The sequence below is a fragment of the Pelorhabdus rhamnosifermentans genome (assembly GCF_018835585.1).
GTDB classification, from domain to species: domain Bacteria; phylum Bacillota; class Negativicutes; order UMGS1260; family UMGS1260; genus Pelorhabdus; species Pelorhabdus rhamnosifermentans.
This window is the reverse complement of the sequence record NZ_JAHGVE010000017.1, coordinates 23,287-48,585: the sequence shown is the minus strand read 5'-3', so window position 1 is coordinate 48,585 and position 25,299 is coordinate 23,287. Positions and strand designations below refer to the sequence as shown.

Here is a 25,299-nt window from a genome sequence, read left to right as displayed (position 1 = left end):
CTTTTAAGCATCACTTACTATCTCCTATTTCTAGATGCAATTTGTTGTATAACAGCCGATATCGTTTTGCCGACTGCTGCCAACTATAATCCGACTTCATAGCATTTTTCATTATCTTTGTCCAAACCACCCTATTTTCACGATATATAGCCAACGCCATCCTAAGCGTATACATCATGTCATGGGCATTATAGTTAGTAAAACTAAAGCCATTACCTTCACCAGTATACTGATTATAAGGTTGAACAGTATCCTTTAACCCTCCGGTTTCTCGTACAAGAGGAATTGTTCCATAACGCATGGCAATCAGTTGACCAATCCCACATGGCTCATACAGCGATGGCATTAAAAACAAATCAGCGCCAGCATAAATCCAGTGAGCCAACTTTTCATCAAAAAAAATATTAACCGATATTTTATCAGAATGCAGCCACGCCGCAAGTTGAAACCAATGCTGATATCGTTCTTCACCTGTTCCCAATATCACAATCTGCACATCGTCCATAGACAAAAGCTCGCCCAAAACACTTCCAACCAAATCCATCCCTTTCGCGTCTACCAGACGAGATACGATGGCTACCAGCGGCACATCTTTAACAGGAAAGCCCAGCCGTTTTTGCAATTCAGTCTTATTTTTCGGCTTGTTCTCAAGCGTTTTTACATTATAAGTCATAATAATATTCTTGTCTTCTTCAGGATTATAAACATCATAATCAATCCCATTCATAATCCCCTCCAAATCAGCCTGACGTTTACGCAGCAAACCATCCAGCTTCTCTCCAAAGAATGGCTGCTGAATTTCCCTGGCATAAGTTTCACTAACAGTAGAAATAATATTGGAAAACGCCAATCCCCCTTTCATAAAATTCACATTATCATAAAATTCGACGCCATCCATAGTGAAATAACGCCAATCAAGAGCAAGCAAATCAGATAGTATTTCTTTGGGAAATACCCCCTGATAACACAAATTATGAATAGTAAAGATGGTGCGCAGTTTCTGATATTCCGGTATATGACTGTAATGTGCATTTAAAAGAACACTAACCATGCCGGTATGCCAGTCATGACAGTGAAGGATATCCGGAAAAAAGTTAAGCTTCGGCAAAACTTCTAGTATGGCCCGACAAAAAAAAGCAAACCGCTCACCGTCATCATCATAGCCATAAAGACCGGGTCTTTCAAAATACTGTTTATTGTCAATAAAGTAAAAGGGCAACCCTTGATAATCGAGATAGTTGACACCGCAGTACTGTTGTCGCCAACCTACAGGTACTATTAATTCAGCCTGTACAATCATTTTCTCGGTAAATCGCACAGGAATATCCTGATATTTAGGCAACATTACCCGGGCATCTACTCTCTGCTTTCTTAATTCTTTAGGGAGTGTTCCCACTACCTCACCTAAACCTCCGGATTTGATAAAAGGCGCTGCCTCTGAGGCGACAAATAGCACTTTTAACATAATTTCTAAATCACCCTTCCCTTTCTGATTACCAGCGGATAATTACATTCGCCTTTGCTATTCCCCACCCGGCAGGCGGAAAAGTCGGATTTACTGAATAGATTCTCCATTGGGGACCATAAATATCCACTCCTTAAGCTCCGAATGCCAAAACGGCTATTTGTCATTACTAGACAAATAGCCGTTTCCTATAATGTTCATTTCTGGACATATTCCTAACTCCTATTATCTTTGCAAAATATCCAATACTTCCGCATCTGTTGTTTGAGAAAATTCCTCATAATACATGCCTACCGCCACAAATTTCACGGGTTGCAACAGACAGACGACCGCATCTACCTGTGCTATCAGCCATTCAATCACATCAGGTGACGCTACCGGCACAGCAATAATAATTTTTTCCGGCTCTAAGGTCTTCAGCCATTGTACCGCTGCACGAATAGTATAACCGGTAGCAATGCCGTCGTCGACAATAACCACTGTTTGACCCGTTACTGGCGGTGGCCGATCATTTCCAGTGTATACCCGCAGCCGCCGTTTGATTTCAGTATACTCTGCCAAAACTAGTTCATTCAGCCTGGCTTGGTCTATGGAAAATTTGGTCGCGACAGCTTGATCCCAGACTGCACTCCCGTCCGGCATAACAGCGCCGAAAGCCACTTCCGGATTCAGTGGATGACCAATCTTCCGAGTAATCAGCACCCCTATACTACATTGTAATTTCAAGGCTATAGGCGCGGCAACTACCACACCGCCGCGTGGCACTGCTAGTAAACGTAAATTATCGACTTTAACAGCAGCCAACTTTTCTGCCAGCATCTGACCGGCATGAATACGATTTTTAAACATAGCCTCATTCCCTATAATTATATTATCATCGTTCTAAAACACTATAATTAGCTTTTCACAAAAAGCCTAAGTTTATGACCCGAAAAAGAATACAGCCAAAAATCGCCTTGCAAATTCTAAAAGGTTGGTGTATCATTTCAACAAAAAAACATCAAGATAACGATGAAAGGAGTGTTGCTCATGAATCATATACTTTGTGCGGCGCTAATGCCACACCCACCAATTATTATTCCTGAAGTGGGACAATCCGAAACAGACAAGGTCCATGCTACAGCTCTTGCTCTTGATGCCGTATCACAGGCATTTAAGGAATATTCTCTTCAGACAGTCATTATTATTTCGCCGCATGGTTTGGGCTTTGATGATGCAATTACCATGAGCGTACATCCGAGGCTAAGGGGAACTATGGCTGCTTTCGGCGTACCTGATCTGTCATTAGGATTTGAAACAGATGGATTACTGCTACGAACAATTCAAAAAAAGGCAAAATCCTTGGATATTAATCTTGTAGAAATGACGGATGACAAAGCTAAAAGTCTTCGATCGCAACTAGAATTAGATCATGGTGCTTTTATACCCCTATACTACCTGCATAAAGCAGGATTTCGCGGTCAGATTATTCATTTGTCCTGTGGGCTAGTGTCTTATGAAGAAATGTATACCTTTGGCAAGGCTGTTCAAAGTGCCACAGCCATAGTCAACAAGAAAATCGGTATTATTGCTTCTGGTGATTTATCACATCGTGTGACAAAAGATGCTCCTAATGGATTTCATCCCCGAGGAGCGGAGTTTGACCAGTATGTTGTTGATATTTTGCAGCGGGGCAATTTGAAAGAACTGATGAATATGGACCGCCAGTTAGCTCGTGAAATCGGTGAGTGCGGTCTGCGGCCCATTTTCTTCTTAATGGGGATCTTGGGGGGACTCCAGGTAAAAAGCCAAGTACTCTCATATGAAGCACCTTTCGGTGTCGGTTATGCCGTAGCAAAGTTTGACATTATACAGTGAGGTGAGTGAGAATAATGCGTGAATCAATTACTCCTACCAATTTAGCCCGAGCCAGTTTAGCACACTTTTTAGAAACAGGAAAGCACTTGCCTGTACCAGAGCATCTTCCACCAGAACTCACCGGTCAAGCAGGATCTTTTGTTTCTTTAAAAAAAGATAAAGAATTAAGGGGCTGCATTGGTACGATTTTTCCAACTGAAGAAAGTACCGCCAAAGAAATTATCGAAAATGCAGTTAGAGCAGGAACCGAAGATCCCCGGTTTATGCCTGTTGACTTAAGTGAAATGGACGAACTGACCCTAACTGTCGATATCTTGGGGGAACCAGAGTCCGTAACTAGCGAAACTGAACTGGACCCCGCACTGTATGGTGTTATTGTGAAAAAAGGTGCTCGAACAGGATTGTTGCTACCCCGGTTGGAGGGAATTAATAGTGTCCGTGAACAGATTACTATTGCCAGACAAAAAGCGGGCATTCCAAATTCAGAGGACATCGAACTGTACCGTTTCACAGTGACTCGTTATGAGTAATGTAAGGAAGCAGGCCAAATTCTATCAACCCACAGCCAGTGGCGTAATTGAGTGTCTCCTATGTCCTAAACACTGTCATATCGCTGAAGATAAGACCGGGGCCTGCCTCGTCAGGAAAAATATCGAGGGAGTACTTGTTAGTTTAAATTATGGCGTCTGTAGCTGCGGAGCTCTTGATCCGATTGAAAAAAAGCCTTTACTTCATTTCATGCCAGGAAGTCACATACTTTCAGTGGGCAGTATGGGCTGTAATTTCTCCTGCTCGTTTTGCCAAAACCATGATTTTGTTCATGGTAGGCAGGAACTCGAAATAATTACGCCTGCTGATGTAGTGGCTCAGGCGCTGAAGTTGAAACCTGATAATATTGGAATTGCTTATACTTACTCTGAACCGACAGTGTGGTATGAATTTATTTATGATACGGCAGTTTTGGCCAGAAAGGCCGGACTGAAAAATGTGCTTGTAACAAATGGTTATATCGAACGGACCCCACTCGAAAAATTACTTCCTTATATTGATGCTATGAATATCGACATCAAAGCTTTTCGTGAAACCTTCTACACGGAGGTCTGTCGCGGCGAATTAGAGCAGGTGAAACAGACGGTGATCATAGCAGCGAATCAGACGCATGTAGAAATAACCACCTTGGTGATACCAGGATTAAATGATTCTGTTGATGAAATCAGGGAGCTTGCTGAGTGGTTAAGCAAGATTTCTCCACAGATCCCACTTCATCTAACCCGCTATTTTCCTTGCCATGAGATGACAATTCCCGCGACACCCATACTGACATTAGAACGGCTTCAAAAAACTGCGAGTCACTATTTACAGCATGTTTATTTGGGAAATGTGTAATGGGCATTATGATCCTCGCATAAGCATAAAAATGACACTAACCATCCTCTGTAGGTTAGTGTCATTTTTATGTAACCTATGGCATATCCAAACTAGATGTTGAACGGGACGATGGACCTGTCCCGTATCCCGCCCATATCTTGCATGCTTTTAGATAAAAATTTGCTTTAGAGCATGGCATTCTAAGGCTGTAATGTAGTATACTAGGCATAGATTTAACGACAATTTCATGTATACTGTTAATTTTTAAAGAATGATGAGGGATAAAAATGAGTATTAAATCACTTACACCGCTTGAAGGGCGGTATGGAGCAATTACCCAGCCTTTAGGCGACTATTTTTCGGAATGGGCTTTAATAAAATACCGTATTCATGTAGAAGTGGAGTGGCTTATTGCCATGGCAGGCAATCCTGCTTTTGCTGAAATCCGCCAATTTGCTCCAGAAGAAACTGCATTTTTGCGCAACATTGTCAAAAATTTTGATGAAACGGCCGCTTTACGGATTAAAGAAATTGAGCGCACTACCAATCATGATGTAAAGGCTATCGAATATTTTCTCCGTGAGACCTTAGGCACCATGTCACTGGCTGATGTATTGGAATTTATCCATTTTTCCTGTACTTCAGAAGATATTAACAATCTTTCTTATGCGCTGATGCTTAAGCACGGCATCGAAAATGTCTGGCTGCCAGCAGCGGAAAATCTGGTGCAGACCGTTACGGCTATGGCGAAAGAAGAAAAAGCTATACCCATGCTGGCCCATACCCACGGACAAGCAGCATCGCCTACAACGGTAGGCAAGGAACTGGCCGTGTTTGTCTACCGCTGGAACCGTCAGTTAAAACAAATTCGTCTCCAGGAATATCTGGGAAAATTCAACGGCGCTGTCGGCAACTTCAATGCGCACAGCATTGCCTATCCAGAAGTAGACTGGGAAGCTATTTCACGTTCTTTTGTCGAAGGCCTGGGATTAACCTACAACCCGCTGACAACCCAGATTGAATCCCATGACTATGTGGCCGAAACATTCCATACTCTTACGCGGTTTAACAATATTCTTCTGGATTTTGACCGCGATATTTGGCTTTATATTTCGCTTGGCTACTTCAAGCAAAAAGCGATTGCTGGTGAAGTGGGCTCTTCTACCATGCCGCATAAAGTAAATCCCATTGACTTTGAAAACTCTGAGGCAAACCTGGGTCTAAGCAATGCAATGCTTGACCATCTGGCCAACAAGCTGCCAATCTCCCGTCTACAACGTGACCTCAGCGACTCCTCGGCGCAGCGCAATATTGGTACAGGCATCGCCCATTCCCAGATTGCGATTACTTACACCTTAAAAGGTCTTAGAAAAACAGTAGTTAATAAAGAAGCCCTTGCTGCTGATCTGAACCATGCTTGGGAAGTTCTGTCCGAAGCAGTGCAAACAGTGATGCGCAAACACGGTCATGCCAATTCCTATGATAAACTGAAAGCCATTACTCGTGGCAAGGGCATCAGCGAAGAAGACATCAAAGCCTTTATCGAAAGTGTAGAATTACCGGAAACAGACAAAAAACGCCTGCTGGCCTTGACACCGTCACAATATGTCGGTGTGGCCGCTTCCTTGGTAAAACATATAAAGTAAAAAGAAAAATCGACCTCGCTTGGTCGATTTTCTTTTTACTTAGGACAGATGCATGCATGGTTCTCTTGTATCACTACAATTTCGAGGTCCTCCTTTTCCATTCTGTCCATATGGTGGTTTTACCCGTGAACGTCCTTTTTTTCCCCTCGATGGAAGATAGCAGCGCCGTTTCTTCCCCACACAAATAGCTTCCTGCTCCGCAAAAAATTTCTAGTTGAAAAGAAAAATCGCTGCCGAGAATATTGTTACCTAACAAGCTGGCTTCCTGTGCAGCAATTATGCTGGCTCTCATCGTTTGCTGAGCTTCTGGATATTCATGGCGAATATAGATATAACCCTTTGATGCACCAGCAAAATAGGCTGCAATTGTTAGTCCTTCTAACAGTTGAAAAGGAATATTCTTAATTATGCTTTAACCCCCGTCTTATATTTGTGACCGATCGCCAAATCACTCGCAGCGTTCTTCTTGATTTTAATTAAGCAACTAAAATATGTCAACAAAGTTATTTTTTAACTAAAATTAGTGAAATTTGCAACTATAAATATCTTTACGGAGAATATTTGTATCTTGGATACAGATATTCAGATACTGACATAGTATTTATTTAAGATTACAATATGTATATAATGGCAAGGGAAGCGCCTCAAAACTGATATTTTGAGGCACTTCTTAAAAACACTCCATTCTTATGGTTGACCATCAGAATGGAGCGTTTTTCTTATCTGCAGAAAAAAAACCGCGAAATTCGCGGAATCCTTTCATTTGCCTGAACCCTCTATCTATGTACAAGGTTTGAGGCCATTTTTCGCCGTTAGAGGTGATAGGGTTCTCCCCGATTAATTTTATATGCCCGGTAGAGCTGTTCTACTAGCAGCAAGCGAATCATTTGATGAGTAAAGGTCATTTTAGAAAAGCTAATACGTTCATCCGCTGCCTGCCTAACGGCATCAGAGAGACCGAAGGCACCGCCGATAATAAAGGTGACTTCGCTTTTACCAACAAGAGCTAAATCACTTAGTTTTTCCGCCAAGTTTTCGCTGGAAATGGCTTTCCCGACAACATCAAGAAGGATGACATAAGAAGTAGGGCGAAGCGCCTTAATAATGCGCTCGCCCTCTTTTTCAATGACTTTGATCTTTTCAGCCTGAGATGGATGTTCAGGCATCTTTTCTTCGCCAAGCTCAGTAATGATGAGCCGACAATACGGTGTTAATCTTTTAGTAAATTCAGCAATGCCTTGACTCAGATACTTCTCTTTAATTTTTCCTATTCCAATAATTTGAATATGCATGTTACTGAGCTTGAGTCGGCATTTCTTCCAGCAATACGCTGACTGTACTTGTCTGATCATCACGAGTAATTTCTACATCAACCTTTGATCCAACGCTTTGACCGTCAAGAATCGACCGTAAATCAGGTACGGAATTAATTTCATTGCCTGCAACTTTCGTAATAATATCGCCGGGTTTAATTCCGGCCTTGGCTGCCGGACCGCCGATGGTTACATTGACAACATAAATCCCCTTATCAACATTCAAGGTATAGCCATACTTCGGTGCCGAATTCTTATCAAGCACACCAACACCTAAATAAGCCCGTACAACATGACCTTTCTCAATAATGGATTGTAAAATTGGCCGTGCCGCATTAATAGGAATGGAAAACCCGATACCTTCTACACCTGTATCAGAGATTTTAGCACTATTAATACCAATCACAACACCATCCGCATTGACAAGAGCCCCCCCGGAATTGCCCGGATTAATGGCGGCATCGGTTTGAATCAGTTTGAACTTCCGTTCACCAATTTCAATGGAACGATTGAGGGCACTAATGACACCCACTGTTACACTGCCTTGAAATTCCAATCCCAGTGGATTACCAATCGCAATCGCTGGTTCACCCACTAATAATCCGTCCGAATCGCCTAGCGATGCAACAGGTAATCCCGTTGCATCAATTTTTACAACAGCTAAATCTGTCGCAGGGTCAGCACCAAGTACCTTCCCCGTAAAAGTCCGCCCATCAGGCAAAGAAACAACTAACTCCTGGGCACCATCGACGACATGATTATTTGTCGCAATATAGCCATTGGAATCAATGATGACGCCAGAACCCTCCCCTTGTTCGACAAGGACCTTACGATTAAAGTAGTCACGTGCATAGGCTTTATTCGTAATACCTACAACAGCAGGAGCCACGGCTTGCGCAGCACGAACAATCGGCGTATTACGGGCATCTGATACACCCGCCATATTGACGGGCTGATTTAAATTAGCAATTTGCGAGGTTCCTTGTGGATTGGGCTTGGCAAAAAAACGCCCGCTGCAGCCTACCATAACACTCGCTCCAAGCATAATACCAACAAGGGCAACAACGACATACGATATAACACGTTTTTTCATCATAAGAAACCTCCTCATTTCATCTGACCCTAGCCAGCGCTTAAACTGGATATGCAATCAGGATAAGTTAAATGTATACTAAATTCGTCGGTCAATTTTTGGCTTTGAAGGACCTCACACACGGTGCTCTTTGCCACTTCCGGCGTATTATTTTCCTTACTCATATGGGCTAAGAAAACATGAGTGTGATTTTTTCTTTCCAAACGCGTTAATAACCACCCTGCATCAAGATTCGATAAATGACCGCGATTACTTAAAATCCGTTTTTTCAAATACCACGGATAAGAACCATTTTCAAGCATTTTTACATCATGATTTGATTCCAACACAAGCACATCAGACAATGCTAATGCCTGCTTGACTCCCTCCGTCACAAAACCTAAGTCTGTTGCCATAGAGCATTTCATATTCTCACCATAGATCGAATAACCCACCGGATCTGCCGCATCATGGGAAATGCGAAAAGGTTCAATACACACGTCTTGCACCGTGAAACTAGGCTTTAACTCAACACAATAGTTGTCAGGCAAACGAGCTTTTAAGTACATGGCATCCCACGTCTTGGCAGTGGCATAAACAGGAACGTGAAATTTTTTCATCAGTGTTTCTAACCCATAAATATGATCGCGATGTTCATGAGTAATTAAAATACCATCAAGTTCAGCAATAGATGTCCCAAGCTTGATTAAAGATTGCTGAATTCGTCGGGTACTGATACCCGCATCAACTAAAATACGAGCCTGACCGAGTTGCAAATAAGTGGCGTTGCCTGAACTACCACTAGCTAGTACATGAACTTCCATGAAAGGCTCCTTTACTCTACATATTGTTTTATATATAATGAATAATTATTTCGATTCCGCTTGCAAAAATCCTTCGCAAGATAAAATTTTCCGCCGAACATCTTGTTGCAAAGAAATTGGCATAGCCGCCAAAAGGAGCTGTTCAATTTCCCGTAGCCGCTGCTTGCTCTTCGCTTCAAATCGCAGCGTAAACATGGGTTCTGTCACAGATGATCGCATCATGCCCCAGCCATCAGTAAATTCGATGCGTATACCATCAATGCGATTAGTCGAATAGGCGGCTAGTTTTTCAGCCATAACAGCTAAAATTTCTTCTTTATCACTGCCATAATAAGGCACACGAATATCCGGTGTCAACAGATAATTTGGAATCGTCGCGACCTGTGCAGATAACGAACCAAACCTGGCAATAAGCTCACAAACCTTAATTCCAGCAAACAAACCATCATCATAACCGAGTTCCTTGAAGAAAAAGTGTCCGCTAATTTCCCCGGCAAATAACGCCTTTTCCCGTAAAAAAGCCATTTTACTAAAGGTATGACCAGCACGAGCCATAACAGGCCTGCCGCCAGCTTTCACAATTTCCTCTGGTACCACCATGGAACATTTGGCATCATAAATAATCGGCCCAGCTTGCTTATCTAGATAATAACGTGCAAGTAATACCATAATCTGATCATTGGGAACAATGTTACCCTGTTCATCAACAATGCCAACTCTGTCACCATCACCATCAAAGGCAATGCCTGCGCCAGATCCGCTTTCCTTGACTTTGGCTGATAAGGCCGCGAGATTTTCACTTAAGGCCGGATTGGGCGGACGATTAGGAAAAGACCCATCAGGCTCACAAAAAAGTTCAATGACATCATAACCGATTTTCTTTAAAACAGCCGCGGCTGTCAGAGCTGTTGCACCATTCCCCGCATCAATAACGACCCTAAAGAGCTTTTGGGGCGCCTTGGCCTTAGCTGCTGTTTTTTCTATGTAATCACCAAGAATGGAATGGTCAGTCTGACTTCCCTTGCTGAATAAAAATGCTTTTTTATCGACAAGAGCCTCAATTTCTGCAAGTGCTTCTTCCGTAATAGGCTGCGGTCCAAGAACCAACTTAAAACCATTATAAGGGGCAGGATTATGAGAAGCCGTAACCATAACACCACCTTCTGCTTTAAGCTGCTGCAAAGCAAAATAAAAAGCTGGCGTTGAAACGGTGCCAATATTGAATACTTCACAACCTGCTTCAGCTAAAGCTGAAACCATGACAGGTTGGAATTCAGGCGTTGACAAACGCACATCACCACCAACGACTACTCGTTTTCCTGTCAATTTCGTACCAACAGCCCAGCCGATTTCGCGGGTGTTTTCTGCCGTAAGATCTTTTCCTGCAACTCCTCGTATATCACAGGCATGAAAGATATTTGCCATAATAAAGTCTCCTTTTCAGGCCGTTTCTGTCGTTATTGTAGCACGGAAAAGTGGCAAAGGCAAAAGAAAAACAGGCTCTGCAACGATGATTTTCGTCCAAGCCTGCTCTCCCCTATTAACGATCTTCCATGTGATCTATGCCCCATTTTTTAAAGTCATGCTCATACTGCTCATAATTTAATCCCAAAACAACTGAAATAGCTGTTTCAAGCTTGTTCCCCTTGGCAAGGGAACTATCAATTTGGCGCAACTTATCAACGCCGAAATTTTCGGCAATAAACCGAACAGCTGCCAGCGATTCCCGATAAGCCAAAGCCTGATTCGGCAATTCGTCAAAATGCTCATCTAATTCGGCTAACGTATACAGAGGACCTGTTAAATGATTCGTCGGGGTAATCCATTCATAGCCATTGATGTTATACTCAGCATACTGGGCAACGCCTTCCGTAAACCAACGCGAATAGTTGCCGTTTGTTTGATAATCTAAGACAAGGTGAGTAAATTCATGCGCTACAGGACCATTATGAATAAAGGTCTCAGCCGTATCCTGTTTTTGCAGCCAAACTTTGGGTGACAGAATCTGAATGACACCGTTATAATAAACGCCCATAGCGCTTTCGTCACCAGACCAGCCAATAGCTTTGCGCATTTCCACGCGATCGGGATAAATATAAAGAACCGCTTTCTTAGCCGGCACATAACCTAATAAGCTTGTTACAGGCTGATAAGCCTGTTCAGCCGCTTCAGCAACAAGTGCTACCTGATCGGCATCATCTGCCGTGTATTTAATCAAAAAATGTTCTGTTTCAACTTCTTGCATATTACGTGTTTCATAATCTAGCTTTGCCATAACAGCCTGCCGAGCGAGCGGGTATAGCCATAGACGTGGCTTCATTGAAAACTGCGCAAAAAATAACACAGCAAGCATGATGGCTAAAAGGCCCATCACAATGGGTGTATCTGATCCCGTTATTTGACGCATCATACCCCTCTCCTCTCTGTGATCTGTCAGAACATTAGTATAACACACCCCTTTTATCGTGCCTACAGGTATATTTATGTAAACAGACGAAATGTTCCTTCTGTCATTTTACTTTCGTGATGCCAATGAGCATTCCCTCGTTCATTTTCCACTCAATTGAAAAATTTTCAACACTTTTTATTAGACACGCATGAAACAAAAAAAGCTACGCTTCTTTGATTTTATGAATCAAAGAAACGTAGCTATGCTATGAAATAATCTTTAATTAGCTTTTGAATCACGACAGGACGGGCAAATTCCATAAAAATAAAATTGCTGACCTGTAATTTCATAGGAAGTATGGTCACTTACATTCCGAATAAAAGCACTGGCATCGATATTTTCCAGGTCATCAACACGTCCGCATTTCATACAACGAACATGACTGTGAGGCTCAACATTTGCATCATAACGGAAGCTGTCTTCTCCGGCATTTAGCACCTGAACAAGACCAATTTCTTTTAAAATTTCAATGGTCTTATAGACAGTCGCCAAACTCATTGTCGGATAAACTGGCTGAAGTTCATTAAAAATCGTTTCCGCACTTGGATGAGCTGTAGTATGAGATAACACACCATAAATAGCCAAGCGCTGAGGCGTAACTTTAAATCCTTTATCTCTAAGCATGGAAGTAACACTTGATTCCAAAAGAAGCACCTACTTTACACTAAATTACTTTTGCGGATAATGTTTATTATATAATCTTTTTTATGATAATGCAACAGTCATTTTTACTCTTTAATAAAAATTTTAACCATCTCTCGATACCTTTGGCCCCTCAAGTAAGCAAAATATTATTTTCAGCATCAATGTGCTATAATAATTTTGTTATAATAATATAGGAGGTGCCTGGTTTTGGATCATGTTCGCGTAAGATTTGCCCCGAGTCCAACGGGCTATTTACATATTGGTGGAGCAAGAACAGCTTTATTCAACTGGTTTTTTGCCCGCCAGCATCATGGAAAATTTATTTTACGGATTGAAGATACAGATACTAAACGACTTAAAGAAGATTCTGTATCGCAAATTTTGGCTAGCATGAAATGGTTGGGCATAGATTGGGATGAAGGTCCGGAAATTGGCGGTTCCTGTGGACCCTATTATCAATCAGAACGGCTTGATTTATATAAAAAAGAAGCCCAGCGACTTGTAAAGGAAGGCAAAGCTTATTACTGCTTTTGTACACCTGAAGACCTGGCAAAAAACCGCGAGATTCAGAGAGAACAAGGCCAATCGTTCCGCTATAATGGCAAATGCCGGGATATTCCCCCGGAAGTTGCCAAAGACCGTATTGCAGCAGGCGAAAAAGCTGTCATTCGTCTACGTATTCCGGACAGCGGGCAAATGAAAGTAACAGACTGCATCCATGGTGAAGTAACTTTTGCCTTAGACCAATTAGATGACCTGATTATTATGAAATCTAATGCTATGCCAGCCTATAATTTTGCTTGTGTCGTTGATGACCATCACATGGCCATTAGCCATATTATCCGAGCTGAAGAACATCTGTCAAACACACCCAAGCAAGTGTTGTTATATGAGGCCTTGGGCTACGAAGTGGTGCAATTCGCTCACTTGCCTATGATCCTTGCTCCTGATCGCAGCAAACTGAGTAAACGTCATGGTGCCACATCTGTCGAAGAGTTCCGTGAACAAGGTTTTCTGGCACCTGCTATCGTAAACTATCTAACTTTCTTAGGCTGGTCGCCAGGTGATGACCAAGAAATCATTACACCCACTGAAACGATCAAAAAATTTATGCTCAATAAAGTATCAAAAACGGCTGCCATTTATGATACGAAAAAACTGACTTGGATCAATAGTCACTATCTCACTAACATGGATCTTGATGACCTGACGCGTGAAGCCATTCCCTTCTTGATCAGCCAAAAGGTAATTACAAAAGACCAAGCTCATGAACAGGCTAAAACCATTCAAAAAGTGATTACCGTTGTCCGTGATCGCGTCAAGACACTTGCCGAGCTGCCTGCTGCCATGGATTATTACTTTAAAGAAGTAACAACATATGACGAAAAAGGCGTGAAAAAGCATTTTTCCAAACCAGGATCAGCCGACTTGTTGCGCCAAGGGCGAGAGCAACTGGCACAGCTTGAGACATTTGATGTAGAACATACAGAAGAAACTTATCGGAATCTCACTGCCAACTTGGGCATTAAAGTAGGCGAACTGATTCATCCAACGCGTCTGGCCTTGACAGGACGCCTCGTAAGTCCGGGTTTGTTTGATGTCATGGCACTATTAGGTAAAGAACTCTGTCTAAAAAGAATGGACGAGGCCATAAATTATATCTCTACGCTAGAAATAGCCAATAAATAAAATAATTTTTGTTTAGCTCTTGCAATTTGTACGTAAAAGAGGTAAGATGAATAATTGTTAGGGCTTTTATAAATCAAATAACTTATTGCTAGCTCACTGAAGTTCCTATCAAAGTATGGCCCTATGGTCAAGAGGTTAAGACGCTGCCCTCTCAAGGCGGAGACAGGGGTTCAAGTCCCCTTAGGGCTACCATTTACAACTCCAAAATAATACTATTTAAAGATGCTTTTTATCTCGCCAAAAAACCCCTTATCCCAGCATTAGTTAGGATAGGGGTTTTTTTCGCGAATCTTATTTTCAAATTTATCTGCTAATTGCTGATTTTACTGAATGATCTTTTTTGCATCTATTTTTCTATCTCTGGCACATTTTCTTTTTCCAGATCACGAATGATATTTTGTAATTCCGTCCATATTTTTTCCAATTCTTCCTCACTTAATGTGTCACTATCGAATATACAATCCATGCCTACTACCTCCTAACCAAATTTTACTCATATTATCAATAGCAATTATAGCAATTTAACATTAGAAATTTATTAAATAAAAAAAGCTTCAGTCTAAGCTATTGGAAATTGGGAACCTCATGTAAACAATACCATGGAAATATGACAAAATTATGACTGTGTAGTAATTCATACCAATCCTCCGCAACAAATAATAAGGCCGTCCTGGATTCAGGACAGCCTTATTATTTGTTTTTCTTTCGCGAATAAATTCATTAAGTCATTAAACAATTCTTCGGATATAAAATGATATTCGTTTGGATACCACGTAATCGTTTTCTCTTGAATGCCTTGTACCAATTCGGCTGTAGATTGTTCTTTGAGCATCTTAATCACTCCCTTCACAGTAGTATTGTATTCAAGGTAGTATAGTTTATACCAGCCGCGATAATAACTACACTGAAAATCTTCTTTCTGGCACCTTATTTTGAGTATAAAAAAGAGCCTTACGGCTCAGATATAATTTGCGGCATATTTTACATGAACTTTGACAGGAATGATAAAAGCGCCCCACAGGACGCTAAGTTTAAAACATCAGATCTACCCAAGCGCAAAACGAACTTCTGCCTCTGCAACTATTTTATCGTCCACAAAAGCCTGTGCCCATATTTTCCCCATATTTCTTCGCATACGAATTACTTCAGCGACCATTCGTAGTTGATCTCCAGGCACTACATCTTTTATAAATTTCCCCTTTTCAATTCCTACAGTATATGCCAAAGCACCTCGATATTCGTCAGGGTAAAGTATTGCAATTCCTCCAACTTGAGACATAGCTTCTATAATAAGTACTTGAGGCATTGCCGGTCGTCCTGGAAAATGGCCCGAAAAAAACGATTCATTAATAGTAACATTTTTTATACCTACTGCACGCTTCATGGGTTCAATTTCAATAATACGATCAACCAATAAAAAGGGATATCTATGAATAATTATATTTTGTATTTCAGTAATTGATAGCAAAAAAAACAACTCCTATTAATAATCTTAAAACACACTATCCATTATATATTATTCGATAAAAAGGAGCTATTTCCTGTAATATAGCTATGAAAAAAAGAGTCTTACGGCTCGATTACCTGATTTTTATTGATTTTCTCTTTCTCTTATTCTCTCACTAATTTGCTTTACAATACTTTTTGCTTCCAATAACCCTTTATTAGTAATTTTTGCTTTGGTAACAATTTCGCGTTTTTCGTCTGGGATTTTTACTATATCGACTTCTACCAATCCTTCATTTTGAAGTTCTAAAAGTGATTCTCGAAATTCATTATAACCTTCAATCAATTGACTTGTCATATCCCTTTCGGACTCTTGATAGTTATAAACCATTGCAATAACTGTCAATAAAATTTGGCTCTTATAACTCACAAAAACATCTTCCTTCATCTTTTTTACATTATTCGACAAAATAAAACAATTCCCTGCAAAACAGCCCCACAAAAGTCGGTGCCTTACAGTCACTGACTGACTAACTATTATTTTAAAATATCTTTTTTTACCTAATACTATTTTACCACAGTTAAATGCAAAAAAGTGTACATAACTTTGGTTTTCCATGCACAAAATTTTTAGTCAACGAATATCATGTAAAAGCTGGACATTTAATTTTCCTCCTTCACCCAAAAATGCTCTTGGATAAACACGCCTATACTTCCATGAATAGAACCTATGTTTTAAGAACATCCTATGAATGAATGTATTGTCCTATATAGCGAAAGTCAGAGTTCAAAATCTACTGGTACTGGACTCTGGCTTTTCTATATATAAAAACCGATTACCGCCTATGGTCCTGGCTGTAGTTTATGCTACCATAGGCACAGCTACGCCCATTATATGAACCTGGCCAAATGAAGGTGCTGTTTGAGGAGCTGAAGTTTCAACCTGTGTTGCTGGCACAATCGGCGCAGGAGGTATAGGTGTTATAGGTGTTGTTGGCACTATTGGCGTTAATGGTGTTATGGGTGTTATAGGCGTAAGGGGCGTTATAGGTGTTATTGCTGGTATGGGAGTTATTGCAACAGGTTCAAAGGAACTCTTTACGCCCGTTGCATTGATTTCATAATCGACACCGCGACGCTTTACTACATCTTCCATTTATTTACTCTGCCTTCTACATAAATTTTTGTTTACCTAGCATATGCAGATGCAATCAATGATGTAAATACTAAAATAAATCGATTTGACAGTATCTCAGGACAAAACTCGCTTAATAATTTTCTTATCACAGATGAGTTTTCTTAGCCTTTGCCCAACGATTAGAGTCACTATGTCAAAGATACAAGATATACACCCAAGGATTCGACTATTTTCTATAGCAAAAAAACTCCGTGGATAATTCCACGGAGTTTTTTTGCTGGTAAGCCTATTAATTTGACTGACTAAATTTAGACTGAGCCTGCGAAATATCCTGTTGATCAGCATTTTGCACCTTGTAATAGCCCTTTTGCTGCATCATGTCAAAAAGTTGTTTTTGTTCACTGTACACATCACCGAGAACCGTCATATAGTCCTGCCGAAGCTGATTGCTATTGGCTTCAGTAATATAAATGTTCAAGGCATGAGCTGTGTTTTTTGTCTCATTGAGAGCTAAGTTCATTAAATCTGAATCACTGAACTGCATGCCCTGTCCATTATACCCCTGCTGCTGGCTTTGCTGACCTTGTTGATTTTGTTGTTGTGCCAAATTTTCCACCTCCTTTATTGTAATGTTTGAGCGCCTGTTAAATGTTTACTAATGCTTTGAACATGTTGCTGCTGTTTCTGAGAAATCTGCTGAAACAGTTGTTTGGCTTGTTGATCCTGAACTTCACTTGACAAATGCTGAAACGTTTTAACATTCAGTTGGCCCATATTTAAAAAGTCTTCCAAATGCATCAATTCTTTGCTTGTAATCATCGTTTTCCCCCCTTTCTTGTCATACAGACATAGCTTGTGCAAATTAAAAAAGAACTATTCCCTAAAATTACAAACAAAAAAAACGCATCACAAGAGGATGCGTTTTTTTGCCGTCCAAACTAACTAATTTGCGCCTAATTTTCCTGGAAACTTTCTGTAAGTTCCCCTGTCTCCTGCCTATTATGCTGCGAACAAATTTTAAACCACACACGAACGGCATCAGCAACAACAAACACAACAAGCGCAATCATAACAGCACTGGCCGCTGCAAGTAAATAATTGTTGTGAGGTAAATAATTCGTTGTAATGCTCATCCAACCAGCAGCAACCGTCGTAATACCGAGAAAAGCCATGGGAATAATCGTTGTCCAGACATATTTTTCTCTGCCCAACCGAAAGAGAACGGTTGTACCAATAGCAAGAGCCATTGTGCCGAGTAGTTGATTTGCCACGCCGAAAAGCGGCCAAATCGTAGAAATACTCCCGCCATAGACAAGATAACCCCAAGCGAAACTCATCATAGAACTTGCAATAATAATGCCAGGAAACCAGTTGACATTGCCAAAGGGCTTGTAGACTTTGCCGCCAATATCCTGAATAAGATACCGACCAGCCCGTGTCCCAGCATCAATTGTTGTTAAAATAAAGAGAGCTTCAAACATAATAGCAAAATGATACCAAAAAGACATGAGTCCTGAAAGTCCTGGAATGTTAGAGAAAATATGGGCCATTCCGACGGCCAAAGAAACAGCGCCACCCGGGCGTCCCGCTACTTCTTCACCAACCATGTCGCCAAGTTTGGTAAGTTCTACAGGCGTCATGCCAAGTTGAGCAAAAACATCGACAGGAACATTGATGGCAAAATAATCAGCAGGAATAAGACTTGTTGCAGCAATCAAAGCCATCAGCGCGACAAAAGACTCTGTCAACATCGCACCAAAACCAATGGCTTTCATATCCATTTCATTTTGCAGCATTTTGGGCGTTGTACCTGCACTAACCATGGCATGAAAACCCGAAACAGCACCACAAGCAATGGTAATAAACATAAAGGGCCAGACTGGTCCCGGTATAATCGGACCACCGCCTGCGGCAAACTGACTAATCGCCGGCATATGCAAAACAGGTTGAACCACAATAATACCGATAGCAAGGGCTAAAATCGTACCCACTTTCATATAAGTCACAAGATAGTCACGCGGTGCCAACAAAAGCCAGACTGGGATGGTACATGCAATAGCCCCGTACACAGCTAAAATAATACTCAGCTCACCGCGGTCAAAACTAAAATAAGGGGCAAGCCAGGATTCCTGTACAAGAGACCCGGAAAACACAGCAAATAACATAAGTGCTACGCCGATAACAGTGGCTTCTTGAATTTTGCCTGGACGCAAATAGCGAAGATACAAGCCAATAAACAAGGCAATGGGGAGTGTCAAAAACACTGTAAAAGTTCCCCACGGACTGTGATAAAGAGCATTGACTACGGCAATAGCCAACCCCGCCATAGTAATAATCAAGATAAAGAGTACGGCAATAGTTGTAGCAATGCCAGAAGCCCGACTAATTTCGAGCTTAGCAATCTCAGCAATCGATTTGCCATCATGACGAATAGAACAGAATAATACTACAATATCATGGACAGAACCTGCCACAACAGCACCAATGAGCAACCAGAGCGTCCCTGGTAAATAACCAAATTGGGCTGCGAGAACAGGACCGACAAGAGGCCCCGCCCCTGCAATTGCTGCAAAGTGATGACCAAATAAAACATATTTATTTGTCGGAACATAATCACGGCCATCATTAAATTTCATCGCCGGAGTTATGCGTTTGGCATCGAGCATTAAAACTTTTGTAGCCATAAAAGCGCCATAATAGCGATAAGCTAATGTTAGGATAAGAGCCGCAGCTACTACTAAATAAAGACCATTCATAACCATTTCTTTTTTCTCCTCTTCTGTTGTAAAATTTTCTGTTTTGTAAAATTGCCTCTAATTAAAATAATCACAATTGCGCAGGCTTTATCATAAAGGATTTTAACCGAAGAACCCACAATAATCGGCTAAACGGAATAAAATAGCGGGCGAATAGAAATGGAATCTGTATAAAAAAATGCTAGAACCTTATTTCAGTCCTAGCAAACTTTTAATTTCTTTGATTTGATTTTTACTTACAGGAATTTCTGTGTGCAAAGGGTGATCCACCTTCAACCAATAGGTTCCTTTAAACCATGGAATCACTTCACTTACTTTATCCAAATTTACAAGATAGCTTTTATGAACCCGTGTAAGCGAGGTCTGACGCGTTCGTTCTTCAAGTTCAGCCAGAGTACCATGATATTGATATTCGTCTTGATGAGTAATGACAAGTACAGTTCCCCGTTTGATTGTGACATAGACAATATCGTCATAACTCACAAGAACAATCTTACCGTTTTTATCTACAGGCAATTTCGTTACAACTGTTTTGGTTTGACGAAAAACCTCATCCATCCGTTGAGCTGCGGCCTGCCAATGGACAGCTGGATAATTTTTCAACCGTTCAACAGCTGTATGAACACGCTGGCCCTCAAAAGGTTTAAGAATATAATCGACGGCACCAATCTCAAAGGCCTTAATCGCATAATGATCATAGGCTGTAGAGAAAATGATAATCACATCAGGCAAGAGAGAACGAAGGACTGAAGCTGCCTCAAGTCCCGTTACCCCTCGCATCTCAATGTCCATAAAAATAACATTCGGTTTCAATTTAGCCGCTAACGTAATGGCGGCTGCACCACTATCTGCCTGCCCCACAACTTCCAATGCTGATTCCAGCGATAAGAGATAACTAAGCTCGTCTCTAGCTGGTTTTTCATCATCCACGACAAGAGCCTTAAGCACCCTCTTCCCCTCCTTTATTCATGCACTGAGGAAATCGCATGGTCACAACTGTGCCCACTGCTAATTCACTTTGAATGGTCAGCCCATAGTCCTTGCCATACAACCCCCGGAGTCGCTCATGAACATTCAAAAGTCCAATACAATTCCGCCCTGCACCTTGCAGGGGATTAAAATGAATGACATCCATGCCCACACCATCATCTCGAATCTCTATCTCAATATCTTTATTCACAGCCTGCACTTTAATCCTAACCTCTCCACCTGTTTCTTTCGGCTGAAGACCATGTTTAATCGCATTTTCGACAAGCGGTTGAATCGTAAGAGACGGGATAAAAAATCGCTCAAGATCCTGATCAACAGCCATACTCACAGCCAATTTATCACCATGCCGAGCTTGTTCAATCGCTAAATAGGCGGCAACTTGCGCCAATTCCTCAGCAATCGGAATAGTCTGGCCTGTTTTATGCAGCGTAAACCGAAACATGCTAGCGAGTTTATTAAGCAATTCCCTCGCTTGATCAGGCTGAGTACGCACAAGGGATGTAATGGTATTTAAAGTATTAAACAAAAAGTGGGGATTAATCTGAGCATAAAGCGCCTTCAGCTCCGAATGCGAAGCAAGCTTAGCCTGCCGATCAATTTCTGTTAGTTCAAGCTGCGTGGAAAATAACTGAGCAATTCCCTTGGCAAACACCATATCCGCCTGACCAATGGCTTCAACCGTCGTATAATAAAGTTTTAGCGTACCGATAACTTCGTTTACTTGGACTAAAGGAACGACAACGGCACTTGCTAGTTTACACTGGGGATGGGAACAGCCAATCTGTTCTTTTTCTTGGGCAATAACCATATGACCCTCTGTCAGCACATTACGCGTAATATGCGTAAGCTCTGACAAATGCGGAGCATGATGACCTGCCTCTGCCCCAACATAAGCAAGCACTTCCTGACTATTCGTCACAGCTACGGCCTCATAATCGGTTGTGTCATAAATAATCTGCGCTGTTGCCTGCGCAGATTCAGCGTTTAACCCACGACGTAAATAGGGCAACGTCTTGGCGGCAATATTCAAAGCCTTTTGTGATTGCTCAGCACCGATTTTATCTTGAGCGTCCATGGCAGTTTTAATAATAAGCATAAAAATAGCCACACCGAAAGCATTAACAACCGTCATGGGAATAGCAATCTGATTCACGAGGGATCTTGCCACATCATAAGGTTTGGCAACAACTAAAATAATTCCCATCTGAATCACTTCACCCATAAATCCGCTCAGAAAAGCAATCCACCAAGGAACAGGCTTCCGTGGCAAAAAATGATGGACAAGTCCGGCTAACAGGCCCTCACAAACACTTGAAATGGCACAAGACAAAGCTGTAAATCCACCCAAAAGATAGCGATGGCCCCCCGCAATAAGTCCTGTAGCCATACCAACAACAGGCCCACCAATAAAACCAGCTGCCATAACACCTATCACACGAATATTGGCTAAAGCATCATAAATGGGAATTCCGGCATACGTACCAAAGATACCTATGGCACCAAATACAACGATAATAAAAATTCTATCCCGCCAGATTAATTGCCTGTAGACAATACGTCTAAAGATGGTTGTCTGCGACAGAACGAACGCCATAACAGCGGCCAGGCTCATGCGCTCCATTAATTCAAACAGCAAGGAAATATCCACATGTTTCACCTCTTCAATAGAAATAAGAGTATCACGAAATAGTCCTTGTCGCAATGTGCGGCGACCATGAAAAAATGCAGGAAAGAGGATATTTTCAATCATATAGGGAAAAAAGAAAAAGAACATATCTTAAAAAGTTGGTGAATAGTTTGGATACAGCTTCGCTATCAAAATTGATTGCTACTGAATTAAAGCTTAAAGTGGGCCAAGTCAGTGCCACAATCTCCTTATTAGACGATGGAAATACCGTCCCCTTTATCTCGCGCTACCGTAAAGAAGCCACAGGGGAACTTGATGAAGAGCAAATCAGAGTGATTGAAGAACGCATGGCTTATCTGCGCAACCTGTCTAAACGGCGGGAAGACATTTTAGCCAATATTGAAGAACAGGGCAAACTAACGGAGGATTTAGCTGCCGCCATTCGATCTTGCACGAAGTTACAAGACTTGGAAGATTTATATCTTCCTTATAAAATAAAAAAACGCACGCGCGCCCAAATTGCCCGCGAACGCGGCTTGGACCCGCTGGCTGCACTCATTTTAGCACAAGAACAAGTAACAGGCACATTGCTTGACACAGCACAAGCTTTTGTAAGCGAGGAAAAAGATGTAGCTACGGCTCAAGACGCCTTGGCAGGAGCACAAGATATTATTGCCGAGACGGTAAGTGAACGCGCCGATTTTCGCGCCAAACTCAGGGCTCGTTTATGGAATCATGCCCAAATTGTATCGAAGCTTGCCGCCAGTGAAACGGAAGATAAAGAATTTGTCATGTACCATGACTATCAGGAACCTGTGAACCGCATTGTTTCGCATCGTATCCTGGCCATGAACCGCGGCGAGACCAAGTCTATCCTCAAGGTCCATATTGATGCGCCTCATGACCAATACATTCAGTTTCTCACAGATCAATTAGTAACACAGCCTTCTATTTTTACAGAAGTCCTGACAGACGCCATTGCCGATGGCTACAAACGGCTGTTATTTCCGGCACTTGAACGCGAACTACGGACACAACTAACAGAGACGGCTGAAAAACAGGCTATTAAAATCTTCGGACTGAACTTGCGTCAATTGTTGCTTCAACAACCCTTGGCAGGCTATACCGTCATGGGTCTTGACCCCGGCTATCGTACAGGCTGCAAACTCGCTGTTGTCGGACCGACTGGCCAGGTTCTGGAAACATCAACCATTTATATTACGCACAGCGAAAAACAAAAGCAACAAGCTTTAGACACGGTCCTTGCTACTATTAAACGAAATGGTGTGAATCTCATTTCCATTGGCAATGGAACAGCTTCTTACGAAACAGAAGAATTTGTCGCCCAATTGATTGCTGAGCATGAACTAACGGATGTAAGTTATTTAATTACAAATGAAGCAGGCGCTTCTGTCTACTCAGCTTCCAAACTAGCTCGTGAAGAAATGCCTGACCTTGACGTTACCTTACGAGGCGCCGTATCCATTGCCCGTCGTATCCAGGACCCCTTGGCTGAACTGGTAAAAATCGATCCCAAATCCATTGGCGTTGGCCAATATCAGCATGATGTCAACCAAAAAGAGCTCAATCAAACCCTTGGCACAGTCGTCGAATCCAGTGTGAATCACGTAGGTGTTGAGCTCAATACAGCCTCACCGGAATTACTCAAATATGTGGCAGGAATCAGCAGTGTTGTCGCTAAAAACATTGTCGCCTTTCGCGATGAACAAGGTGCTTTCCATCATCGTAAGGAACTGCTCAAAGTCGCCCGCCTCGGCCCTGCTGCCTTTACTCAATGTGCTGGTTTTCTTCGGATTCAGCAAAGTGAAAATCCCCTAGACAACACACCCGTCCACCCTGAGTCCTATCCTTTGGCTGAAGCCATTTTACATGAATTAGACTTATCACCAGTTGAGCTGACAAAGCGCGAATTACTACCTCTTGTGCAGCATCGCTGCCAAACAGCTGATGCCACCGTTATTGCTACGAAACTCAATGCAGGCGAACCGACTGTGCGTGACATCTTGTCGGCCCTTGCCAAGCCTGGTCGCGATCCCCGTGAGGATCTGCCAAAACCGCTAACAAGAAAAAATCTCGTGAAGCTATCTGATATTCTGCCTGGCTCCCTTGTAACCGGTGTTGTTCATAATGTCACCGACTTTGGTGCCTTTGTTGACATTGGTATCAAAATCAAGGGACTTGTTCACCGCTCAGAATTAAGTCATAAACGCTTTCACCATCCCATTGACGTCGTTTCTGTCGGCGATATTGTCAAATGCCTGGTACTCAGCGTGGATGAAAACCGTAATCGCATTGCCTTAAGCATGAAGCAAGTAAAAGAATAACTTCGTGTCAGCCTCATAAAAAAAGTAAGTGGCACAGCTTGTACACAAGCTGTGCCACTTACTTTTTTACTCGTGACCCTTCCGCTGTTGCTGAACAATACTCTGGTCTATATGCTTCAGTAATTTTTTTCCTTGCTCACGATACTGCGCAATCAATTGTTCATAGTGTTCTATTGCTACAGAGTCTTGTAAAAAAACAAGATTAACACGCATATTCATGGCAGAGCTCGCCACTCCAGCCTGTAATGCCTCAGCAGCCACAAGTAATTCGCTCAGCATTTCACTAGGAACTTTACAAATCGCTTGTTCTACCATGTTGAGTCCCGTCACACAAGCCTTGCTGACGGAATGAGGAACTTCAATGGCATGAAGAACAGCCTGCTCAAGTTCTATATTGGGCAATTTATCTTCTTTGCCATGCGAAAGCAAATGAGCCATCGCAGCATAGGCTCGCTGATCTTCATCAATAAGCTGCATAAGCTCCTTGATAAAAGCAGCTAACTTTTGCTGACAAACAGAATCCTCTAATCGGCCTAAAGCCATCTGAAGCAAAGCCATGCCTGATAGTCCCAGCAAAGCAGCTGCACTGCCGCCGCCGGGTCCACCATTGGGATTGGCTAATTGAGTCACAAACTCCTGCACAGATAAATCAACTAATTTCATCATCGT

At 41.9% G+C, this 25,299-nt stretch carries 25 protein-coding genes and 1 tRNA gene; 7 read left to right on the top strand and 19 right to left on the bottom strand.

What is annotated here, in order from left to right; all coding sequences use genetic code 11:
• Window positions 1-10: 10 nt before the first annotated feature.
• Window positions 11-1,465 carry a glycogen synthase GlgA gene (gene glgA / locus Ga0466249_RS17815; RefSeq protein WP_215830825.1) on the bottom strand — a complete coding sequence of 485 codons (1,455 nt, stop codon included), beginning with the start codon at window positions 1,463-1,465 and terminating at the stop codon, window positions 11-13.
• A 225-nt stretch (window positions 1,466-1,690) separates the two neighbouring features.
• Window positions 1,691-2,314, bottom strand: coding sequence for a phosphoribosyltransferase (locus Ga0466249_RS17810; protein ID WP_215830824.1), 624 nt, complete (start codon window positions 2,312-2,314; stop codon window positions 1,691-1,693).
• 180 nt (window positions 2,315-2,494) lie between these two features.
• Between Ga0466249_RS17810 and amrB the strand changes: the two genes are divergently transcribed.
• From amrB to purB, 4 genes are all read left to right on the top strand, one after another.
• Window positions 2,495-3,322 carry an AmmeMemoRadiSam system protein B gene (gene amrB, locus Ga0466249_RS17805; RefSeq protein WP_215830823.1) on the top strand — a complete coding sequence of 276 codons (828 nt, stop codon included), beginning with the start codon at window positions 2,495-2,497 and terminating at the stop codon, window positions 3,320-3,322.
• A gap of 14 nt (window positions 3,323-3,336) precedes the next feature.
• Entirely contained in the window at window positions 3,337-3,852 is a 516-nt protein-coding gene (gene amrA, locus Ga0466249_RS17800; protein ID WP_215830822.1) for an AmmeMemoRadiSam system protein A, read from the top strand.
• Entirely contained in the window at window positions 3,845-4,708 is an 864-nt protein-coding gene (gene amrS, locus Ga0466249_RS17795; protein WP_215830821.1) for an AmmeMemoRadiSam system radical SAM enzyme, read from the top strand. The genes amrA and amrS overlap by 8 nt, the downstream gene beginning before the upstream one ends.
• Window positions 4,709-4,977: 269 nt before the next feature.
• Window positions 4,978-6,336 carry an adenylosuccinate lyase gene (purB, locus tag Ga0466249_RS17790; protein WP_215830820.1) on the top strand — a complete coding sequence of 453 codons (1,359 nt, stop codon included), beginning with the start codon at window positions 4,978-4,980 and terminating at the stop codon, window positions 6,334-6,336.
• 73 nt (window positions 6,337-6,409) lie between these two features.
• Here the strand turns inward: purB and Ga0466249_RS27825 are convergent, their stop codons facing one another.
• From Ga0466249_RS27825 to perR, 7 genes are all read right to left on the bottom strand, one after another.
• Window positions 6,410-6,733 (bottom strand): hypothetical protein, encoded by a 324-nt coding sequence (locus Ga0466249_RS27825; RefSeq protein ID WP_376769306.1) that lies wholly within the window; start codon window positions 6,731-6,733, stop codon window positions 6,410-6,412.
• A gap of 415 nt (window positions 6,734-7,148) precedes the next feature.
• Window positions 7,149-7,628 (bottom strand): 23S rRNA (pseudouridine(1915)-N(3))-methyltransferase RlmH, encoded by a 480-nt coding sequence (gene rlmH, locus Ga0466249_RS17780; RefSeq protein WP_215830819.1) that lies wholly within the window; start codon window positions 7,626-7,628, stop codon window positions 7,149-7,151.
• Window position 7,629: 1 nt separating this feature from the next.
• Window positions 7,630-8,742 (bottom strand): S1C family serine protease, encoded by a 1,113-nt coding sequence (locus Ga0466249_RS17775; protein WP_215830884.1) that lies wholly within the window; start codon window positions 8,740-8,742, stop codon window positions 7,630-7,632.
• Window positions 8,743-8,771: 29 nt separating this feature from the next.
• Window positions 8,772-9,545 (bottom strand): MBL fold metallo-hydrolase, encoded by a 774-nt coding sequence (locus Ga0466249_RS17770; protein WP_215830818.1) that lies wholly within the window; start codon window positions 9,543-9,545, stop codon window positions 8,772-8,774.
• 45 nt (window positions 9,546-9,590) lie between these two features.
• On the bottom strand, window positions 9,591-10,970 hold the full coding sequence (locus Ga0466249_RS17765) for a phosphomannomutase/phosphoglucomutase (RefSeq protein ID WP_215830817.1): 1,380 nt from the start codon (window positions 10,968-10,970) through the stop codon (window positions 9,591-9,593).
• 115 nt (window positions 10,971-11,085) lie between these two features.
• A complete protein-coding gene (locus Ga0466249_RS17760; RefSeq protein WP_246588841.1) occupies window positions 11,086-11,955 on the bottom strand; it encodes a peptidase MA family metallohydrolase in 870 nt (289 codons plus the stop codon).
• 258 nt (window positions 11,956-12,213) lie between these two features.
• The gene (perR, locus tag Ga0466249_RS17755) at window positions 12,214-12,639 is read right to left on the bottom strand and encodes a transcriptional regulator PerR (protein WP_215830816.1); all 426 of its coding nucleotides are present in this window, start codon (window positions 12,637-12,639) and stop codon (window positions 12,214-12,216) included.
• A gap of 207 nt (window positions 12,640-12,846) precedes the next feature.
• Here perR and gltX point away from each other — a divergent pair, with 207 nt between their 5' ends.
• Both gltX and Ga0466249_RS17745 read left to right on the top strand, forming a co-directional pair.
• Window positions 12,847-14,328 (top strand): glutamate--tRNA ligase, encoded by a 1,482-nt coding sequence (gltX, locus tag Ga0466249_RS17750; protein ID WP_215830815.1) that lies wholly within the window; start codon window positions 12,847-12,849, stop codon window positions 14,326-14,328.
• A gap of 117 nt (window positions 14,329-14,445) precedes the next feature.
• Window positions 14,446-14,520 (top strand) — tRNA-Glu (locus tag Ga0466249_RS17745).
• A gap of 484 nt (window positions 14,521-15,004) precedes the next feature.
• Here Ga0466249_RS17745 and Ga0466249_RS17740 read toward each other — a convergent pair.
• From Ga0466249_RS17740 to Ga0466249_RS17700, 9 genes are all read right to left on the bottom strand, one after another.
• A complete protein-coding gene (locus Ga0466249_RS17740; RefSeq protein WP_215830814.1) occupies window positions 15,005-15,160 on the bottom strand; it encodes a hypothetical protein in 156 nt (51 codons plus the stop codon).
• 213 nt (window positions 15,161-15,373) lie between these two features.
• Window positions 15,374-15,796 carry a 3-hydroxyacyl-ACP dehydratase FabZ gene (fabZ, locus tag Ga0466249_RS17735; RefSeq protein WP_215830813.1) on the bottom strand — a complete coding sequence of 141 codons (423 nt, stop codon included), beginning with the start codon at window positions 15,794-15,796 and terminating at the stop codon, window positions 15,374-15,376.
• A gap of 123 nt (window positions 15,797-15,919) precedes the next feature.
• A complete protein-coding gene (locus tag Ga0466249_RS17730) occupies window positions 15,920-16,204 on the bottom strand; it encodes a hypothetical protein (protein ID WP_215830812.1) in 285 nt (94 codons plus the stop codon).
• 432 nt (window positions 16,205-16,636) lie between these two features.
• Window positions 16,637-16,930, bottom strand: a complete 294-nt coding sequence (locus Ga0466249_RS17725; protein ID WP_215830811.1) for a hypothetical protein — start codon at window positions 16,928-16,930, stop codon at window positions 16,637-16,639.
• Window positions 16,931-17,201: 271 nt separating this feature from the next.
• Window positions 17,202-17,519 carry a spore coat protein gene (locus Ga0466249_RS17720; RefSeq protein ID WP_246588840.1) on the bottom strand — a complete coding sequence of 106 codons (318 nt, stop codon included), beginning with the start codon at window positions 17,517-17,519 and terminating at the stop codon, window positions 17,202-17,204.
• 14 nt (window positions 17,520-17,533) lie between these two features.
• Complete coding sequence (locus Ga0466249_RS17715) at window positions 17,534-17,731, bottom strand: ferritin-like domain-containing protein (RefSeq protein ID WP_215830810.1); 198 nt, start codon at window positions 17,729-17,731, stop codon at window positions 17,534-17,536.
• A 134-nt stretch (window positions 17,732-17,865) separates the two neighbouring features.
• Complete coding sequence (locus tag Ga0466249_RS17710; RefSeq protein ID WP_215830881.1) at window positions 17,866-19,668, bottom strand: carbon starvation CstA family protein; 1,803 nt, start codon at window positions 19,666-19,668, stop codon at window positions 17,866-17,868.
• A 189-nt stretch (window positions 19,669-19,857) separates the two neighbouring features.
• Complete coding sequence (locus tag Ga0466249_RS27580) at window positions 19,858-20,616, bottom strand: LytR/AlgR family response regulator transcription factor (RefSeq protein ID WP_215830809.1); 759 nt, start codon at window positions 20,614-20,616, stop codon at window positions 19,858-19,860.
• Window positions 20,609-22,360, bottom strand: a complete 1,752-nt coding sequence (locus Ga0466249_RS17700; RefSeq protein WP_246588839.1) for a sensor histidine kinase — start codon at window positions 22,358-22,360, stop codon at window positions 20,609-20,611. Before Ga0466249_RS17700 ends, Ga0466249_RS27580 begins: the two co-directional genes overlap by 8 nt.
• Window positions 22,361-22,455: 95 nt before the next feature.
• Here Ga0466249_RS17700 and Ga0466249_RS17695 point away from each other — a divergent pair, with 95 nt between their 5' ends.
• A complete protein-coding gene (locus Ga0466249_RS17695) occupies window positions 22,456-24,630 on the top strand; it encodes a Tex family protein (RefSeq protein ID WP_246588838.1) in 2,175 nt (724 codons plus the stop codon).
• Window positions 24,631-24,696: 66 nt separating this feature from the next.
• On the opposite strand, the gene Ga0466249_RS17690 is transcribed toward Ga0466249_RS17695, so the two are convergent.
• Window positions 24,697-25,296 carry a cyclodeaminase/cyclohydrolase family protein gene (locus Ga0466249_RS17690; protein WP_246588850.1) on the bottom strand — a complete coding sequence of 200 codons (600 nt, stop codon included), beginning with the start codon at window positions 25,294-25,296 and terminating at the stop codon, window positions 24,697-24,699.
• Window positions 25,297-25,299 lie beyond the last annotated feature (3 nt).

Excerpts from the sequence above, each read along its gene's own strand:
- Ga0466249_RS17770 (WP_215830818.1), bottom strand. The coding sequence starts at position 9,545 with ATGGAAGTTCATGTACTAGCTAGTGGTAGTTCAGGCAACGCCACTTAT.
- purB (WP_215830820.1), top strand. The coding sequence starts at position 4,978 with ATGAGTATTAAATCACTTACACCGCTTGAAGGGCGGTATGGAGCAATT.
- Ga0466249_RS17715 (WP_215830810.1), bottom strand. The coding sequence starts at position 17,731 with ATGATTACAAGCAAAGAATTGATGCATTTGGAAGACTTTTTAAATATG.
- Ga0466249_RS17775 (WP_215830884.1), bottom strand. The coding sequence starts at position 8,742 with ATGAAAAAACGTGTTATATCGTATGTCGTTGTTGCCCTTGTTGGTATT.
- amrB (WP_215830823.1), top strand. The coding sequence starts at position 2,495 with ATGAATCATATACTTTGTGCGGCGCTAATGCCACACCCACCAATTATT.
- rlmH (WP_215830819.1), bottom strand. The coding sequence starts at position 7,628 with ATGCATATTCAAATTATTGGAATAGGAAAAATTAAAGAGAAGTATCTG.
- amrA (WP_215830822.1), top strand. The coding sequence starts at position 3,337 with ATGCGTGAATCAATTACTCCTACCAATTTAGCCCGAGCCAGTTTAGCA.
- Ga0466249_RS17810 (WP_215830824.1), bottom strand. The coding sequence starts at position 2,314 with ATGTTTAAAAATCGTATTCATGCCGGTCAGATGCTGGCAGAAAAGTTG.
- Ga0466249_RS17760 (WP_246588841.1), bottom strand. The coding sequence starts at position 11,955 with ATGATGCGTCAAATAACGGGATCAGATACACCCATTGTGATGGGCCTT.
- Ga0466249_RS17690 (WP_246588850.1), bottom strand. The coding sequence starts at position 25,296 with ATGATGAAATTAGTTGATTTATCTGTGCAGGAGTTTGTGACTCAATTA.
- Ga0466249_RS17710 (WP_215830881.1), bottom strand. The coding sequence starts at position 19,668 with ATGAATGGTCTTTATTTAGTAGTAGCTGCGGCTCTTATCCTAACATTA.
- Ga0466249_RS17765 (WP_215830817.1), bottom strand. The coding sequence starts at position 10,970 with ATGGCAAATATCTTTCATGCCTGTGATATACGAGGAGTTGCAGGAAAA.
- Ga0466249_RS17725 (WP_215830811.1), bottom strand. The coding sequence starts at position 16,930 with ATGGAAGATGTAGTAAAGCGTCGCGGTGTCGATTATGAAATCAATGCA.
- glgA (WP_215830825.1), bottom strand. The coding sequence starts at position 1,465 with ATGTTAAAAGTGCTATTTGTCGCCTCAGAGGCAGCGCCTTTTATCAAA.
- amrS (WP_215830821.1), top strand. The coding sequence starts at position 3,845 with ATGAGTAATGTAAGGAAGCAGGCCAAATTCTATCAACCCACAGCCAGT.
- Ga0466249_RS17740 (WP_215830814.1), bottom strand. The coding sequence starts at position 15,160 with ATGCTCAAAGAACAATCTACAGCCGAATTGGTACAAGGCATTCAAGAG.